This is a genomic window from Cognatishimia sp. (assembly GCF_964229375.1).
Classification (GTDB): domain Bacteria; phylum Pseudomonadota; class Alphaproteobacteria; order Rhodobacterales; family Rhodobacteraceae; genus Cognatishimia.
This window is the reverse complement of the sequence record NZ_CAXREH010000184.1, coordinates 1-16,870: the sequence shown is the minus strand read 5'-3', so window position 1 is coordinate 16,870 and position 16,870 is coordinate 1. Positions and strand designations below refer to the sequence as shown.

At 57.9% G+C, this 16,870-nt stretch carries 19 protein-coding genes, 1 other RNA gene and 1 pseudogene; 17 read left to right on the top strand and 4 right to left on the bottom strand.

The features are described from left to right. Positions 1-39: 39 nt before the first annotated feature. Positions 40-138: signal recognition particle sRNA small type (gene ffs / locus ACEQWH_RS13555), an RNA gene on the top strand. Here the strand turns inward: ffs and ACEQWH_RS13550 are convergent. After that, on the bottom strand, positions 138-671 hold the full coding sequence (locus tag ACEQWH_RS13550) for a protein-tyrosine phosphatase family protein (RefSeq protein WP_370231693.1): 534 nt from the start codon (positions 669-671) through the stop codon (positions 138-140). The two genes, ffs and ACEQWH_RS13550, sit on opposite strands and share 1 nt — an antisense overlap. Positions 672-884: 213 nt before the next feature. Between ACEQWH_RS13550 and ACEQWH_RS13545 the strand changes: the two genes are divergently transcribed. The 6 genes from ACEQWH_RS13545 to ACEQWH_RS13520 all read left to right on the top strand — a co-directional run bounded on the left by ACEQWH_RS13545 (position 885) and on the right by ACEQWH_RS13520 (position 6,091). Next, the gene (locus ACEQWH_RS13545) at positions 885-2,636 is read left to right on the top strand and encodes a DNA polymerase III subunit gamma/tau (protein ID WP_370231691.1); all 1,752 of its coding nucleotides are present in this window, start codon (positions 885-887) and stop codon (positions 2,634-2,636) included. Between the two features lie 91 nt (positions 2,637-2,727). Further along, positions 2,728-3,072, top strand: coding sequence for a YbaB/EbfC family nucleoid-associated protein (locus ACEQWH_RS13540; RefSeq protein ID WP_370231690.1), 345 nt, complete (start codon positions 2,728-2,730; stop codon positions 3,070-3,072). A gap of 55 nt (positions 3,073-3,127) precedes the next feature. Then, a complete protein-coding gene (gene recR / locus ACEQWH_RS13535; RefSeq protein WP_370231689.1) occupies positions 3,128-3,718 on the top strand; it encodes a recombination mediator RecR in 591 nt (196 codons plus the stop codon). Between the two features lie 85 nt (positions 3,719-3,803). After that, positions 3,804-4,463, top strand: coding sequence for a DUF2306 domain-containing protein (locus tag ACEQWH_RS13530; protein ID WP_370231688.1), 660 nt, complete (start codon positions 3,804-3,806; stop codon positions 4,461-4,463). Between the two features lie 103 nt (positions 4,464-4,566). Further along, positions 4,567-4,944: a VOC family protein gene (locus ACEQWH_RS13525; RefSeq protein ID WP_370231687.1), complete on the top strand. Its 378-nt coding sequence runs from the start codon at positions 4,567-4,569 to the stop codon at positions 4,942-4,944. Between the two features lie 22 nt (positions 4,945-4,966). Continuing rightward, positions 4,967-6,091, top strand: coding sequence for an NAD(P)/FAD-dependent oxidoreductase (locus ACEQWH_RS13520; protein ID WP_370231685.1), 1,125 nt, complete (start codon positions 4,967-4,969; stop codon positions 6,089-6,091). A gap of 47 nt (positions 6,092-6,138) precedes the next feature. Here the strand turns inward: ACEQWH_RS13520 and ACEQWH_RS13515 are convergent, their stop codons facing one another. After that, on the bottom strand, positions 6,139-6,906 hold the full coding sequence (locus ACEQWH_RS13515) for a DUF1013 domain-containing protein (protein ID WP_370231684.1): 768 nt from the start codon (positions 6,904-6,906) through the stop codon (positions 6,139-6,141). A 131-nt stretch (positions 6,907-7,037) separates the two neighbouring features. Here ACEQWH_RS13515 and ACEQWH_RS13510 point away from each other — a divergent pair, with 131 nt between their 5' ends. Both ACEQWH_RS13510 and ACEQWH_RS13505 read left to right on the top strand, forming a co-directional pair. Then, a complete protein-coding gene (locus tag ACEQWH_RS13510; protein ID WP_370231683.1) occupies positions 7,038-7,673 on the top strand; it encodes a ribonuclease T in 636 nt (211 codons plus the stop codon). Between the two features lie 9 nt (positions 7,674-7,682). Continuing rightward, a complete protein-coding gene (locus tag ACEQWH_RS13505) occupies positions 7,683-7,964 on the top strand; it encodes a hypothetical protein (RefSeq protein WP_370231681.1) in 282 nt (93 codons plus the stop codon). Between the two features lie 11 nt (positions 7,965-7,975). Here ACEQWH_RS13505 and ACEQWH_RS13500 read toward each other — a convergent pair whose 3' ends face one another. Next, complete coding sequence (locus ACEQWH_RS13500) at positions 7,976-8,956, bottom strand: NAD(P)H-quinone oxidoreductase (protein ID WP_370231680.1); 981 nt, start codon at positions 8,954-8,956, stop codon at positions 7,976-7,978. Positions 8,957-8,981: 25 nt separating this feature from the next. Further along, positions 8,982-9,650: a COQ9 family protein gene (locus ACEQWH_RS13495; RefSeq protein WP_370231678.1), complete on the bottom strand. Its 669-nt coding sequence runs from the start codon at positions 9,648-9,650 to the stop codon at positions 8,982-8,984. 111 nt (positions 9,651-9,761) lie between these two features. On the opposite strand from ACEQWH_RS13495, the gene rpsU reads away from it, so the two are divergent. The 8 genes and pseudogenes from rpsU to ACEQWH_RS13455 form a co-directional block, all read left to right on the top strand. After that, the gene (rpsU, locus tag ACEQWH_RS13490; RefSeq protein ID WP_005614280.1) at positions 9,762-9,968 is read left to right on the top strand and encodes a 30S ribosomal protein S21; all 207 of its coding nucleotides are present in this window, start codon (positions 9,762-9,764) and stop codon (positions 9,966-9,968) included. Between the two features lie 175 nt (positions 9,969-10,143). Further along, complete coding sequence (locus ACEQWH_RS13485) at positions 10,144-10,653, top strand: ferritin (protein WP_370231676.1); 510 nt, start codon at positions 10,144-10,146, stop codon at positions 10,651-10,653. A 63-nt stretch (positions 10,654-10,716) separates the two neighbouring features. Beyond that, entirely contained in the window at positions 10,717-11,586 is an 870-nt protein-coding gene (yghU, locus tag ACEQWH_RS13480) for a glutathione-dependent disulfide-bond oxidoreductase (protein WP_370231674.1), read from the top strand. Between the two features lie 386 nt (positions 11,587-11,972). Continuing rightward, the gene (locus ACEQWH_RS13475; protein ID WP_370231672.1) at positions 11,973-13,247 is read left to right on the top strand and encodes a sugar ABC transporter substrate-binding protein; all 1,275 of its coding nucleotides are present in this window, start codon (positions 11,973-11,975) and stop codon (positions 13,245-13,247) included. 132 nt (positions 13,248-13,379) lie between these two features. Next, a complete protein-coding gene (locus ACEQWH_RS13470; protein WP_370231671.1) occupies positions 13,380-14,321 on the top strand; it encodes a carbohydrate ABC transporter permease in 942 nt (313 codons plus the stop codon). A 4-nt stretch (positions 14,322-14,325) separates the two neighbouring features. Next, the gene (locus tag ACEQWH_RS13465) at positions 14,326-15,162 is read left to right on the top strand and encodes a carbohydrate ABC transporter permease (RefSeq protein WP_370231669.1); all 837 of its coding nucleotides are present in this window, start codon (positions 14,326-14,328) and stop codon (positions 15,160-15,162) included. Continuing rightward, the gene (locus tag ACEQWH_RS13460; RefSeq protein WP_370231667.1) at positions 15,162-16,061 is read left to right on the top strand and encodes a helix-turn-helix domain-containing protein; all 900 of its coding nucleotides are present in this window, start codon (positions 15,162-15,164) and stop codon (positions 16,059-16,061) included. The genes ACEQWH_RS13465 and ACEQWH_RS13460 overlap by 1 nt, the downstream gene beginning before the upstream one ends. Then, positions 16,054-16,870: pseudogene (locus tag ACEQWH_RS13455) on the top strand (mannitol dehydrogenase family protein); the annotation flags it as partial. The gene ACEQWH_RS13460 and the pseudogene ACEQWH_RS13455, both read left to right, overlap by 8 nt.

The following is a 16,870-nucleotide window of genomic DNA, read 5'->3' as shown; positions in this document are numbered from 1 at the left end:
GAGCTTGCAATCTGATTGACCAAAGACTATGTAGCGCCTCGAGAGGTTGGCGCGGGCAAGCACCTCGCCAACCCGGTCAGGTCCGGAAGGAAGCAGCCGTAACGAGTCCCGCTTGGGTCGATGTTCAGCCTCTCACCTTATGCGCCAGTTTTGTGTGGCGCTACGTTTTCCTCTGTCTGCAACTCTGTGTGTCCGGCCACGGCCCAGTCAAACTGCGCGTCGGTCTCAACCGCGCAATGACGCACAAACCGCAATCGCGTCAAAGCGTCACCGACCGGCTCGCCCATCTCGACCAATAGCCGCAGAACAACCATACCAGAGCGGCCACACCCGCCGCGACAATGCACCAACACGCGCCCGCCGCCTGCAAGCGCGCGGCGTGCTTTGTCCGAGATGTCCTGCCAGGCTTGCGTCTGCGCAAGGTCCGGCGCTCCGAAATCCTCAATCGGAAAATGCAGCCAACGTGCCCCAAGCGTTGGCACATCCGCCATGAATTTGGATGCGCCCAAGTTCTCCAACTCGGCCAGAGGTGTCATCGAGATTACAAAAGACGGCCGCCACGCCCGAATCTGTTCCAGATCCAGCTCATAGTCAGTCACCTGCCCCGGACACGGCGCCAGCGCCAGCAGTCCTTTTCCAGCATCCACCGAATAAATTGCAAATTCCGTCATAATCAGACCCGCGTCGAAAGCGCACGCTTCAACCATAGCGCGTATTTGTAAGAGCTTAATCACAAACTGAACCAAATCGCAGAATTGGCAAGGATTCGACGAATCCCACCGCTGCCGCGCGGCGCGAAGACGACGGTGATCCCAGCCAATCAGGTGGACGCGCCGCCCCCAAGCCCTTAACGTAGTCCCGATCCTCGAATCCAAAGGCAAGACATGAGCGACGACAGTACCCAGACCCCCGGCTATCAGGTTCTCGCCCGTAAATATCGTCCGGAAACCTTTGTCGATCTGGTGGGTCAGGACGCGATGGTCCGGACGCTGAAGAACGCCTTTGACGCCGATCGCATTGCGCAAGCTTTCATCATGACCGGCATTCGCGGCACCGGCAAAACCACGACCGCACGGATCATTGCCAAGGGCATGAACTGTATCGGCGAAGACGGCAACGGCGGCCCCACGACTGAACCCTGCGGCAAATGCGAACATTGCCGCGCGATCATGGAAGGGCGTCATGTCGACGTAATGGAGATGGACGCGGCCTCGCGCACCGGAGTTGGTGACATCCGCGAAATCATCGACAGTGTTCATTACCGCGCGGCCTCTGCCCGCTATAAGATCTATATCATCGACGAAGTTCACATGCTGTCCACCAGCGCGTTCAACGCGTTGCTGAAAACCCTCGAAGAGCCGCCAGCCCATGTGAAATTCATCTTTGCGACCACTGAAATCCGCAAAGTCCCTGTGACCGTTCTGTCCCGCTGCCAGCGCTTTGACCTACGCCGGATCGAGCCGGAAGTGATGATCGCTCTGATGCGCAAAATCGCGACGTCAGAAGGGGCAGAAATTGCCGATGATGCGCTGGCCCTGATCACCCGCGCCGCCGAAGGCTCTGCCCGTGACGCGACATCGCTTTTGGACCAGGCCATTTCGCACGGGGCCGGAGAAACCACAGCAGATCAGGTCCGTGCCATGCTGGGGCTTGCGGATCGCGGCCGCGTGCTGGACCTCTATGACATGATATTGCGCGGCGATGCGGGCGGCGCGCTCAACGAGCTGTCCGCGCAATATGCCGACGGCGCCGACCCGATGGCGGTTCTGCGCGACTTGGCTGAAATCACCCATTGGGTGTCAGTGGTGAAAATCACACCCGAATCCGCCGATGACCCGACGATCTCGCCTGACGAGCGCGCGCGCGGGCAAGCGATGGCAGAACAACTACCGATGCGAGTGATGACCCGCATGTGGCAGATGCTGCTGAAAGCGCTGGAAGAAGTCTCTGCCGCGCCCAACGCGATGATGGCTGCAGAGATGGCAATCATCCGACTGACCCATGTCGCGGACCTGCCCAGCCCCGAAGAGCTGATCAAGAAACTTCAGGACACTCCACCCCCGCCGGCCCCCGGTGGCGGAGGCGGCGGCGGTCCGGCTCCGACCATGGGCGGCGCGACGCAGGCTTACGCGACGGCGCAGGTTGCCGGTGGATCAGGCGGCACGGTCACGGCACTCGCGCCCCAAGCGGATCAGGCCTTGGCGCGGTTTGCCAGCTTTGATCACGTGGTCGATCTGATTCAAAAGAACCGCGATGGGTTGCTTTTGAACAACGTGAAAAAATACGTACGACTGGCGGCCTATCAGCCGGGCCGAATTGAATTCGTCCCCGCGCCCAACGCGCCACAAGACTTGGCGCAGCGACTGGGTGGCGCGCTTCAACGCTGGACCGGCAACCGCTGGGCCGTGATCCTTGTCAACGAAGGCGGCGCGCCATCGATCTTTGAGGTTGAGGATGCGGAAAACGAAGCCCTTCGCAGCGAGGCCCGCGCGCACCCTCTGGTTCAGGCCGTTTTTGACGCCTTCCCGAAAGCCAAGATTACAGACATCAAAACCCAGCAGGACATCGCCCAAGAGGCACAGGCCGAAGCCCTGCCAGAGGTCGAGGATGAATGGGACCCTTTCGAGGAAGACTAGCCAAACCCAGGTGCGCTTCTGCCGACCCAAACCCTTGTCGTTCAACCGTCTGCGCCTTATCTAGCGGGCAACTCAAACTCAGGAGACACCGATGCTCAAAGGTCTAGGCAACATTGGCGATATGGCCAAGATGATGAAACAAGCGCAGGACATGCAGTCCAAAATGGCGCAGATGCAGGATGACCTGCAAACCATCATCGTGACCGGTGAATCCGGCGCAGGCCTTGTCAAAGCGACAGCCACTGCCAAAGGCGACCTGACCGGTCTGGACATCGATCCATCCATTTTTGTCCCAAGCGAGAAAGAAGTCGCCGAAGATCTGATCCTTGCGGCTATCAAAGACGCGCAAGCCAAAGCCGCCGACCGCGCCAAATCCGAGATGGGCAAGATCACCGAAGGCCTCGGCCTGCCCGCCGACTTCAAACTGCCGTTCTAATTTGGGCGACAGCGCCCGTTCATCTTGCTACAAATACTCAAAACAGGGGTAGCAAATGAGCAGCAACGACCTCGAAAATCTGATCGACCTGATGGCCCGCCTACCGGGCCTCGGTCCGCGCTCGGCGCGGCGTGCGGTGTTGCATCTGGTGCGCAAACGCGCGCTGTTGCTGACGCCGCTCAGCGACGCCATGCAAAACGTCGCGGCCACTGCGCGTGAGTGTCTGAACTGCGGCAATATCGGTACCTCGGACATCTGCGAAATCTGTGCAGACGACGGTCGAGCAATGGGCGAGATCTGTGTGGTCGAAGACGTGGCCGACCTTTGGGCGATGGAGCGCGCGGGGGTCTTTAAAGGGCGCTATCACGTGTTGGGCGGGACGCTGTCCGCTTTGGATGGCGTCGGCCCCGAGGAACTCTCGATCCCGCGCTTGATTGACCGTGTGACAAGCGAAGCCATCACCGAAGTGATCCTTGCCCTGAACGCGACGGTCGATGGTCAAACCACGGCCCACTATATTGCGGACCAACTGGAATCTCAGGTCAAGCTGACATCGCTTGCCCAAGGTGTCCCGATTGGCGGTGAGCTGGATTATCTGGACGAAGGCACCATTTCGGCAGCCTTGCGCGCCCGCAAATCCATCTAAACATTTTCGCATAACGAAGATCAGATATTAGGCAATTTTCGTATATGCCGAATGGCGCGACACTCCGGATCAAAGGAGTATCCTCATGTCAAATGTCTCTCGTCGCCGCTGGCGTGTCCCTGCTTGGCTGATTTTTCTGGGCATCCTGCCCATCGCCGCAAGTCTTTATCGCATAGCTGTCCTGATCGGCACCGACCCGGCGACGGTGACGAATACTGACGAACTACGGTTTTTTGCACAGCCAGTGTCGATCGCTTTGCACGTCATCTTCGCGGTTGCGTTTTTGGTGCTGGGCGCGTTTCAGTTTGTGCCGCATCTGCGCATCGGCACGCCCAGCCTGCATCGGTTGATTGGCTATGGCGCAGCGGTGAGCGGCATCATCTTTGCGTTGTCGGGCGTCTACATGGTGGTGACCTATCCGCCTCATTCCCTGGCCAACCCGTATATCGACATCGCTCGCATCATTCTGGGCCTTGCGATCCCCGTCATGATTGCGCTGGGGATCATTCGCGCCATCCGTCGCGAGTTCCCTGCACATCGGGCATGGATGATCAGGGCCTATGCCTTGGCCGCCAGTTCAGGTGCGCAAAGCTGGTTGATTGCGGTCGCGATGCTGATCAACGGCGGCTTTGATGCGACCCTTGCCGACACCATGATGTGGTTGGGCTGGGCAATCGGAATCCTAGCCGCCGAGTGGGTGATCCATCGGCAACCACGTCAACATCGGGCGCGCTCGGTGTCATAACCCAGCCAGGTCAAAGCGGCGGAAAGATATGCGCAGGCCACCGCGCTGGTGTCGACATTTGTCAGCATGGGCAGGTAGGAAGGGATCAGCAAAGAGGGCTACCATGCATTTTCGATACAGCATTCTTTACGTCGATGACGTCCCCGCCACACTTAAGTTCTATGAGCAAGCCTTTGGGTTCAAAACCGGCTTTCTGCACGAGGGCAAGGACTATGGCGAGTTGGTGACCGGAGACACCAAACTGGCGTTTTCAGCCAAATCCCTGATGCGCGAAATTGGCAAATCCCCCGCGGATGCCGACCCCAAAGCCCCGTGCTTTGAACTGGCGTTTGAAACAGACACCGTGGCCGAGGATTTCGCGCGCGCTGTCGCGGCGGGCGCAACGCCTGTGCAAGAGCCGCAAGAAATGCCTTGGGGTCAGGTCATTTCCTATGTCTCTGACCCCAATGGCTTCTTGATCGAGATCTGCGCACCGATCTAAGTTGCCCGCAGGAGGCGCTGAGATGGTTTTAGCAGTAATCGGAGCAGGCATGATCGGCGCAGCCGCAGCCCGCCATTTGGCGCAGGCTGGCCATGACGTGCTTCTGATAGGCCCACCTGAGCCCAAGGACAAAGCCCGTCACAACGGTGTCTTTGCCAGTCACTATGATGCAGGCCGTATCACGCGCGGCTTGGCAACGGACCCATTCTGGGCGCAAGCCAGCCGTGCCAGCATCGCGCGCTATCGCCACATCGAGGCGGACAGCGGGCTGTCGTTCTTTCATGAAGTGGGCACGTTGATGGCTGGACCTCAGGGCGCCCCCCAGATTGATGCGGTTCAAGAGGTCGCCAATACGCTGAGCATCGCGGCCGAGCGTCTGAACGCCGATCAGATGGGCCAGCGCTTTCCCTATTTTTCGTTTAACCCAGATGACATCGGCCTCTTTGAACCCCAGGGCGCAGGCACCATCAATCCACGCGTGCTGGTTGCCGCTCAGATCAAACTGGCGCAAGCCCATGGCGCGCGCGTTGTTGAGAGTCAGGTCCATGACATCATCGAGCAGCCAAACGGCCTGCGCATTGAAACCGATGATGGCCCCCTGAACGCAGACAAAGCCTTGGTTGCCACCGGCGGCTTTGCGCCCAGTCTGATTGAAGATCTGAATTTGCGCGTCTACGCCCGCACGGTTGCCCTGTTTGAAGTCTCAGACGACGAGGCGCACCGCCTGACAACATGCCCGTCCCTGATATATTTAGACCGCAATGGCAACGACCCCTATCTGCTGCCACCTATCCGGTATCCTGACGGCAAAACTTATCTGAAGCTGGGCGGCGATCCCAAAGACCGCCTGCTGTCGCCAGCGGACATGCAAGGCTGGTTCCAAAGCGGCGGGTCGAAAGAAGTCGGCGCGCATTTGGAACACCAAATGCGTCAACGGATGCCAGATCTTGGCATCCGGTCGGTCACAACGGATGCCTGCGTGACCACATTCTCCACATCAGGACGTCCAATCCTTGAACGACGCACAAGCCGTCTGTCCTTGGCGCTTGCAGGATGTGGCGCCGGGGCGAAATGCAGTGACGAACTGGGCCGATTGGGGGCCGAAGTTTTGTTAGGCAACCCACTGCCCGCCTGGGCCAAACACTAAAAAAGGGCCCACAAGGGCCCTTTCCAAATACGCGATGACCGCAGCCGTTAGGTCGGCTGTTCGTCGTCGTCACCTGACTCTGGCAGGTTAAAGAAGCTGTCCGCATCGGCAAAGTCATCATCGCCACGTGGATCTTCTTCCAGACCAGAGCTGTCCGAAGAGTCGCCCAGCGTAAAGGCTTCGAGGCCTTCGATGTTGGACGGCATCCGAGGCTCTGCCTCCATTTCCAGAGACTGCTCTGTCGATACCAGCTTGCGGCGTTCGTCATCATTCATGACGCCACCTTCTGCTGCCTTCTTAGAGGCTGCTTTCTGAACCGCTGCATCCAGTTCGGATTGCTTACACAGACCCAAGGCCACTGGATCGATCGGCTGAATATTCGCGATGTTCCAGTGGGTCCGCTCGCGGATCGCCTGGATCGTCGGCTTGGTTGTGCCGACCAGCTTAGACACCTGACCGTCAGACAGTTCCGGGTGGAACTTGACCAGCCACAGAATGGACGCAGGACGATCCTGACGCTTGGACAGAGGCGTATAGCGCGGACCGCGACGCTTTTCTTCGCCAACCGCAGCCGCGTTGAACTTGAGCTTCAGCTTGTGCAGAGGGCTGGCCTGTGCCGCGTCGATTTCCTCTTGGGTCAGCTGGTTATTGGCAATCGGGTCAAACCCTTTTACGCCAGTGGCCACGTCGCCATCCGCGATGCCTTGGACTTCCAACTCGTGCATACCCACGAAATCCGCGATCTGCTTGAAGCTGATCGTTGTATTGTCTACCAGCCACACGGCTGTGGCTTTTGCCATAATCGGTTTTGCCATATCGGCCTCCTACGCATAGTTTTCCCCTCGCCAGACTTTGGGTCCGGCGGCATCCTGATCTGGATGCGGGCTACCACTTTGGGGGAACTTGAGCCCGATATAGAGCGGATGTGTGTAAAAGGAAAGAGTGAATGCTACGTACCTTAGCCCTGATCGCTGTGATCTTGTCGACCCCGCTGCGCGCCGAAGGGGAACGGTCTGGCGCGTTTGACTACTATGTGCTCGCGCTCAGCTGGTCACCCAACTGGTGCCGCCTCGAAGGCGATGCCCGCCAGTCCGATCAATGCAAACCTGGCACAGGCTTTGGCTGGATCCTGCATGGGCTTTGGCCACAATATCATCAGGGCTGGCCCAGCTATTGCCCAACAGCCAAGGCGCCGCCATCGCGCCGAATGACGGCGGACATGGCCGACATCATGGGCACCTCTGGTCTGGCGTGGCATCAATGGAAAAAACACGGCACCTGCGCGGGACTAAGCACAGAGGCTTATTTCGATCTATCGCGCGAAGCCTATGCCCGCGTCACCCGTCCCGAGGTGTTACGCAAACTCAAAGACCCGGTGACCCTGCCTGCCAGCTTGATTGAAGAGGCGTTTCTGGCCGAAAACCCTGAGCTAGAGCCTGACGGCATCACGATCACCTGCAAACAGGGCCTGATCCAAGAAGCCCGCATCTGCCTGTCAAAATCCCTAGAGCCTGTGCCCTGCGGTCGCGATGTGGTCAAAGATTGCCGCCAGACAGATGCAGGCTTTGCGCCAATTCGGTAAGGTACGCCCGTGACTCGCCCATTTAACGCTCTCATCGGGATCAACGTCCTGCTGCCCTGGATCATTTCCGCGATTCTTCCGATCGAAAGCTCGCTGCTTTTGAACGAAATCCTGTTTTTCGGCTGTGTCTTTCTTATGGCCGTTGGGAACGCTCGGCTCGCGCGGCTTCTGCCGGATTACGCGCGCTGGATCTGGGCTCTGTCGCTGGCCAATCTGGCATGTGCCGGACTGTTTGGCAGCCCGGCCCTGGCGACGGCCCTTCCCTTGATCCTTGTGGCCGCCACTGGCTAGCGGCGCGCGGCCTAGACTTTCAGAACAATTTTACCAATGTGATCCCCCGCTTCCATCCGAGAATGGGCGGCGGCGGCATCCTCAAGTGCGAACTCTTTGTCCATGACGGGCGCGATTCGTCCAGCATCCAGCAAAGGCCAGACTTTTTCGCGCAACGCACGTGCGATCCGCGCTTTTTCATGATCGCTTTGCGGACGCAGGGTTGACCCTGTCATCGTCAGACGACGCATCATCAGGAGCGCGAAATTCACTTCGACCTTGGGGCCTTGCAGGAAGGCAATTTGCACCAGCCGCCCGTCTTCGTCCAAAGCTCTGAGATTGCGCGGAATATAATCGCCACCGACCATATCCAGAATCACATTCGCACCGCCCTCTTTGCGCAGGATCTCGACAAAATCCTCGGACTTATAGTTGATCGCGCGCTCGGCACCCAACTGAAGGCAGGCCGCACATTTTGCCTCTGACCCCGCCGTCGCGAAGACACGCGCGCCAAACACGTCAGCCAGCTGAATCGCAGTTGTCCCGATGCCCGAGGATCCCCCATGCACCAAAAACCGCTCGCCTGCCTTCAGACCGCCCCGTTCGAAAACGTTGGACCAGACCGTGAAATAGGTCTCGGGCAAACAAGCCGCTTCACGCAAAGGCATGTCTTCGGGAATCGGCAAGCAATGCGCCGCAGGCGTCAGCGCATATTCCGCATAGGCGCCCCCCGGGAACAATGCACAGACCTTGTCCCCTTCGGCCCAGTCTGTGACGCCGGGGCCAACCGCGGCCACGATGCCCGCACCTTCCAGTCCCGGCAAAGAGCTGGCGGTCGGCGGTGGCGCATAAAGCCCCGCCCGCTGCAACGCATCCGGACGGTTCACACCCACATAGGCCAGCCGCACCAAAACCTCGCCATGCCCCGGCTGTGGGACGGGGACCTCGGTTGGTTGCAGCACATCCGGGCGCCCCGGCGCAGTGATTTCAATCGCGCGCATCACGTCGCTCATGCTCGTGTCTCCATGTTCAGAAAGTCTAGCCCCAGCGGCCCGGGAACCCAGAGGGCGGCTTTGGCGCAGCAATGCGGCTCAGCGAGGTCAGCGGTCCTTCGAGCGCCTTGCCCAGCGGGCTTTTTTGAAAGGCGCCCTTGGCTTTCTCAAACTGCATAACGTTCTCGATACGCCGATCCAGAAACGCCCAGGTATCCTCATGCCCCTCGCTGGTGTCGCCCAGCCAATACAGAACCGTCGCCGCATAGACGCCGCTTAGCGTTGTACGTTTGGTGTACCAATTGATATCCCGCGAGCTGTCGCCAAGCGTCGTCCAGATTGCATCCGCCGTGCCCCAGATCAGGCGCGTGCCAGTGGGCGCATAATGCGGCAAAGCAAACAGGGTTGTTCCACGCCGCACCGCTTCTTTGTCGGGGCACAGCTCTAGTCGACGGCGCACCGCAAAGGCCACTTTGTCCCGAAACCGCATGTCGCTCAGATCGGCCGTGTTCAGATCCGCGACCATCGCCGCGTCCCCGTTTTCGTGAAAGCCCACCGCAAGGTCCACAGCGCCGCGCGGACAGACCGCGCGCGCCACCACAGGGGCAACACCCGAATCTTGCACAGCCGCCTCAAAAGTTGCCTGCGACCAGCCATCAAAGGCAACATGCGGCAGCGCCGCGTCAATCAATTCCGACTTAATGTCCAGACTCATAGCTACCTCTTGGCTTGTTGCCCTCATACTAGACAGATCAAAACAGCTTTGCTATAGGGGCGGCTCCTGCAAATCCTTGCAACTCAAACTTAGAAAGGTGGTGAAAACCACATGCAGGTTAGTGTTCGCGACAACAACGTCGATCAGGCGCTTCGTGCCCTGAAAAAGAAGCTGCAGCGTGAGGGTGTCTTCCGCGAAATGAAGCTTAAGCAACATTTCGAGAAGCCGTCCGAGAAAAAAGCGCGCGAGAAAGCTGAAGCGATCCGCCGTGCCCGTAAACTGGCACGCAAGAAAGCCCAGCGCGAAGGTTTGCTCTAAGCACCTTTGTTCCAGCTTTGGATACTATGAGAATTGACGACCCCCGAGGTGCAAACCGCGGGGGTTTGTCGTTTCTAAACACCCCCCGCCCTCTTGTTTTAGAATTATTCTAAGTTACATTGGAAGCACGCCAGCCCACCGCCAGCTGTCACATGTTTCTATTCAGGAGATCTTCATGACCCTCGACTCAACTCTTGCCAAAGCTCTTGTCGCGCAAGTGAACGCAGAGCTGGCCGCCTCCCACAGCTATCTGGCAATGGCTTTTTTCTTTGACGCTCAGGATCTGCCGGGCTTTGCGTCCTTCTTTCGCGCGCAATCAGCCGAGGAGAGCCAGCACGCAACGCGCCTGTCTGACTTCCTGCTGCGACGCGAAGCGGAGGTCGCGCTGACGGCGATCCCTGCGCCGGAAACCACTTTCGCATCCCCCTCAGCCGCCATTCGCGCGGCCTTGACGATGGAGCAAGGGGTGACCCAAAGCATCCACGCCCTTTATGGCCTTGCGCGCGAGAAAAGCGACTATGCCGCGCAAACCCAGCTGATGTGGTTCATTGACGAGCAAGTCGAAGAGGAAGACAGCTTTCGCACGCTGCTGACCCAAACCGAAGCCGCCGAAACCGACCGCTGGAACCTGATCACGCTGGACAAAGAGATCGCAACTCAAGCCGCCTCGGCGGCATCTGCCTAAGCCCCCCTTGGACCTCGCAGGCCGAGAGACTACATTCTCTTCAAACAGCCTGCGAGGAATGTCATGAGTGATACCTATACCCCCCCTAAAGTCTGGACTTGGGAACAAAACAACGGCGGCCAGTTCGCCAATATCAACCGCCCGATTGCTGGCCCAACCCACGATCAGGACTTGCAGGTTGGAAAACACCCCCACCAGCTCTACTCCCTCGCAACCCCCAATGGGGTCAAAGTCACGGTCCTCTTCGAAGAACTGCTGGCCGCTGGCCACACAGAGGCTGAATATGACGCTTGGCTGATCAACATTGGCGAAGGGGCTCAGTTCAGTTCCGGCTTTGTTGATGCAAACCCGAACTCGAAAATTCCCGCATTGGTGGATCACTCGACCACCCCGCCCACGCGCATCTTTGAATCCGGCGCGATCCTGTTGCATCTGGCGGAAAAATTTAACGCCTTCTTGCCCAGCGATCCTGCAAAACGTCCCGAAATGATGTCATGGCTGTTCTGGCAAATGGGCAGCGCGCCCTATCTTGGTGGCGGCTTTGGCCACTTCTACGCCTATGCGCCCGAGAAATGGGAATACCCGATCAACCGTTTCGCCATGGAAGCCAAGCGCCAGCTTGATGTCTTGGACCGCCACCTTGCCGACAATACCTTCATGACCGGCGACGACTACACGATTGCCGACATCGCAATCTGGTCCTGGTATGGCCAATTGGTTCTGGGCCGCCTGTACTCCGCCGCCGAGTTCCTGGACGTCGCAAGTTACAAGAACGTCATCCGCTGGGCCGAGGCGATCGATGCGCGCCCTGCCGTCACCCGCGGCCGCATGGTCAACCGCGCCTTTGGCGACGACCTGTCAATGCAATTGCACGAACGCCACGACGCCTCCGATTTTGAAACCAAAACGCAGGACAAACTGCAAGGCGACTAGTGCGCCTTTCTCTTGCCAGAAATATCCCGGGGGAGAGGCCATTTGGCCGAGGGGGCAGCGCCCCCCTTTCCCCAACACCACGTGCATGTGGATCTTTTCAGCAAAAAGATCCATTGCTCTGAATGCACATCTTTTTCAGCGATCCGTAATTTAAACACGCAGCGCAGCCTTAGTTCTCGGCGTCCTTCAACGATTCCCAACCTGCGCGGTGAAACAGCCACAAGCGGCGACACCCTATACACAAAGAGCGATATTTTGTGAATTTCACGATATTTTCGTGCATTTTGTATTATCTCGAGGCACCATCATACTAGTCTGGCGCAGAAACTCATCGCCACAATAAGAGCATGTTCGGGACCAAACCGAATTTGTTTTGGGAGGAAAGTATGAAGAAACTGAGCGTATCCGCGCTGGCTCTGGCCGCTGCGACAACATTCGCATCGGCGGACGAATTGACCATCGCAATCGTGAACAACGGCCACATGATCAACATGCAAACCGTTGCTGAAGCTTATACAGCAGAGACCGGCGTGAAGCTGAACTGGGTGTCTCTGGAAGAAGGCGTTCTGCGTGAGCAGGTGACCTCTGACACCGCGACAGGCGGTGGCCAATATGACGTCATCAACATCGGCATGCAGGAAGCTCCTATCTGGGGTGCAGCAGGCTGGATCGAGCCTCTGAACTTTGGGGCGGACTATGACGCTGACGACATTCTGCCAGCAATCCGCGCAGGCCTGTCCCATGAGGGCACAATGTATGCGGCACCGTTTTACGGTGAAAGCTCCATGGTCATGTACCGCAAGGATCTGACCGACGCGGCTGGCGTGTCCATTGCCGACAACGACAGCTGGGACAACGTCAAGGCGGCTGCGGCTGCAATTCATGACCCTGACAATGGCGTCTATGGCGCATGTCTGCGCGGCAAGCCAGGCTGGGGCGACAACATGGCGTTCATCACCACGGTTGTGAACTCTTTCGGCGGCGCGTGGTTTGACAAAGACTTCCGTCCGGTGCTGGACAGCGCGGAATGGAACGCGGCGATCAACTTCTATGTAGATCTGCTGGGCAACTACGGCCCTCCAGGCTCTGAAGGCAACTCCTTCAACGAGATCCTCGCGCTTTACAACGAAGGCAAGTGCGGCATGTGGATTGACGCCACGATCGCAGCTTCGTTCCTTGAAGTCGAAGGCGTGGCCTATGCGCAATCGCCAAATGCCGGCAACCCACTGGGTGCAAACTGGCTCTGGGCTTGGGCAATGGCAGTACCAGCCGGATCCCCGAACGCAGATGCGGCCAAGGACTTTATCGAATGGGCAACCTCTAAAGAGTATGTCCAAGCGGTTGCGAACCACCCTGAGTTCGGTTGGGGCTCTGTTCCAACAGGTCAGCGCGCATCGACCTACGCACAGCCAGAGTTCCAGGCCGTTGCAGGGTTCGCCGCAGCAGAAATGGCCGCGATTGAATCCGCAGCCCCAGAAGCGACAGATCTGAAGCCATACGTTGGTGTTCAGTTCGCAGCGATCCCCGAATTCCCAGAAGTGGGCTCTGCGGTCGCTCAGGAAATGGCAGCAGCACTGTCCGGTGCGAAATCTGTCGAAGATGCGCTTGCAGACGCACAGGCAGCCGCAGACGCAATCATGTCTGAAGCGGGCTACTACTAAGCCGTCGAGCACTAGAGAGAGGCGCGCCCAGCGCGCCTCTCACCCTCTGCGATTTGCCAAACCCAAATAGTGCCGCTTAGGGTTTTGCCAATCGCAGCCGTTCAATCGTGCTGATTGCTCAAGAGAAAAACTATGTCCAAACGAACGCTTCCAAGGCTCTTGCAGACGCCGTCCGTCATCCTTCTTTTGATCTGGATGCTCGTGCCGCTCAGCATGACGCTCTACTTTTCCTTTATTCGCTACAATCTGAACAACCTGCGCCGGCCGGAATGGACGACGCCATCGCTCAGCAATTGGCGCGGCTTTGGGAACTATGAGTTTGTGCTTTTCAAGGCCAAGGACTTTTGGTTCGCAGTGCAAAACAGCCTGTTCATCGTCAGCTCTATCATTGTCCTGACGGTCGTCCTGGGGCTTGCGATTGCGATCTTGGTCAACCGCTCTTTCCCGGGGCGTGGGATTGTACGCGTGCTGTTGATCTCGCCATTTTTCGTGATGCCTGCGGTAAACGCGGTTCTGTGGATCAACATGATCTTGGATCCAGTATTGGGTCTGCAAGGCCTTGCAGTCGCAGGTTTGAACGACATGCTGGACGGGCTGCGAGACTTCCCGGTCCTTGGAAGTTTCTTCTCGCTCTGGCCACAAATCGACCCGATCTCGTTCCGTGCAACCCAGACGTCGGCCTATGCCGTGATCATTATGGTCACCTGGCAGTGGACTCCCTTTGCTGTCCTGATCTTTATGACCTCCCTGCAATCTGAGGATCAGCAGCAAAAGGAGGCCGCAATTCTGGACGGCGCAAACGCGTGGTCCATGTTCCGGAACCTCACCCTGCCGCATCTGGGTCGACCGATTGCGATTGTGGTGATGATCCAGGCGATCTTTCACCTGTCGCTTTATGCGGAAATCGAGATTGTCAGCCGCGGCAACGGGAACAAGAACCTGCCCTATCTGATTGGCGAGTTTTCCACCAACAACATCGGTGCCGCCAGCGCCACCGGCATCTTTGCCGTCATCCTTGCAAATATCGTCGCCATCTTCCTTCTGCGGATGGTCGGCAAAACCCTGATGGATTGATCCCATGGCTATCGTCGCACAACAAACCAATTTTAGCCGCATCTTCTGGCCGACCGTCGCTTGGGTCGTGGCGCTGATCTTCTTCTTTCCAATCTTCTGGATGGTGTTCACCAGCTTTAAGACCGACGCCGATGCGGTGAAACCAGAGCATTTGTTGTTCTTTACGCCGACGCTCGAGAACTATGCCAATATGACCCAGAACTATGACTATTGGCGCTTTGCGACCAATTCGGTCGTCACCTCGGTCTTTGCCACGGCCTTTACGCTTTTTGTCGGCGTGCCTGCGGCCTATGCGATGGCGTTTAATCCCAGCCGGCACACCAAAGACATCCTGATGTGGATGCTGTCGACCAAGATGCTGCCCGCTGCTGCCGTGCTGTATCCGATGACCTTCCTGACCAAGAACTTCCTTGGCATCTTTGACACCCATTTCCTGATCATACTGGTGCTCAGCCTGATTAACCTGCCGATTGTGATCTGGATGCTTTTCACCTACTTCAAAGAGATCCCGAAAGAGATCATCGAAGCGAGCAAAATGGACGGGGTAAGCACCTGGGGTGAGATCAAAGACATCCTGATCCCGCTGGCGTGGGGTGGCGTGGCGTCTACGGCTCTGCTCTGCTTTATCTTCTGCTGGAACGAAGCCTATTGGACCGTGCGTCTGACAACCACCGATGCGGCCACGTTGTCCAAGCTGATCGAAGGCAACCGCGCACCAGAAGGTCTGTTCTTTGGCCGCCTGTCCGCAGTCTCTACAGCCGCCGTCGGTCCAATCGTTGTCCTTGGCTGGTTCTGTCAGAAACAGCTTGTGCAGGGCCTGACATTCGGGGCGGTGAAATAATGTCGATCCTGACCCCAGAATTTGAATTCGTCGATCAGGCCTCAGAGTCGGTTCGCTATCTGGAACACGGCTGGCCTACCGACCTGTGTCGCTGGCATAGTCACGAGGTCTATGAGCTGCATCTGATCACCTCGACCCATGGCAAAGCCTTTGTCGGCGAGCATATCGGCCCCTTTGGTCCTGGCGCGTTGTATCTGGTCGGCCCGAATGTGCCGCACAACTGGGTCACAGACGAGGTTGGCGCCTATGAGCCGGTAGAGCTGCGCGACATGCTGGTGCAATTCAGTCAAGAGAGCATCGATCAGGTGGCCAAAGGCTTCCCCGAATTTCGTGAGCTGGACGAAGTCCTGCAACGCTCGCGCGGCGGGATCGAGTTCATCGACTTTGACCAAACGGTTGCCGCCACCCACCTTGCTGGAATTCGCGACGCAACAGGCGCCGAACGGATCACCCGCTTTCTGTCGTTCCTGACGCTGGTCTCAAAACACTCGCACCAGAAACAGCTGTCTGATCACACGGTCGCCTTCCCGACCCGGACCACCAAGCAATCCGGCATTGCCGATGTGGTCGATCACATCACAACCCATTTCGCCGAAGAGTTTACGCTGGAAGAGGCCGCCGATATGGCGCGCATGAGCCCCACCGCCTTTTCGCGTAACTTTCAGAAATTCACCGGCAGCCGCTTTGTCGAATTCGTCACCAAAGTGCGGATCGGTCAGGCCTGCTCGATGCTGCAGGCCACCGACGACAAGATCGCAACGATTTGCCACGAGGTGGGATTTCGAAATCTGGCAAACTTCAATCGTCATTTCCTCAAGGTCAAAGACATGACCCCCTCGGCCTATCGCGATCTGACGCGGTCCGAGCTGGCTCCGGCACATGGAGCCTCTTATGACTGACACGCAATTCTTTACGACCGCTTATGACCGTGAGGCCTGTGATGTCGGCATCGTCCATATCGGATATGGCGCGTTTCACCGTGCGCATCAGGCGGTTTACATGGATGATTATATGCAAGCGACAGGCGATCTGCGCTGGGGAATTGCAGCAGTCAACCTGCGTACGTCAGAATCCCAATCTTTCGCCGAGGCCGCGCAAGCAGACCGTGGGTATCTGCTGAAATCCATTGCCGCCGACGGCACTCAGGAATTCCGTGCGATCCGGTCGCATCTGGAATTTGTGGATGCTGCGACGGATTTGGATGCGGCACTTGATCTGCTGTCACGTGGATCAGTGCATGCCGCCACGATGACCGTCACGGAAAGCGGGTACTACTTCAAAGATGACTGGAGCCTTGATGTCTCGGCGCCGCCTGTAGCGGACGAACTCGCGGGCGGGCCACTGGCGACGATCTATGGTTATCTGAGCCTTGCATTAGAGCGACGGGCGACGCGGCTTGATGCGCCGATCAGCCTGTTGTGTTGCGACAATATCCGCAACAACGGCAAAGTTCTGAAAAACGCGCTTCTGGCCTATATCGAGGCCGCCGGGAAACCTGAATTGGCGGCGTGGGTGCTGAAAAACGCGAGCTTCCCCTGTTCGATGGTTGACCGCATCACCCCGCGCAGCACGCCTGACTTAAGAACCGAAGTCGACCAGCTTTTCCCTGATCACGCGACCTCTCCGGTACAGGCCGAAGACTTCAGCCAATGGGTGCTTCAGGATCATTTCGCAGGCCCTATGCCAGACCTTGCGCGGGTTGGCGTCG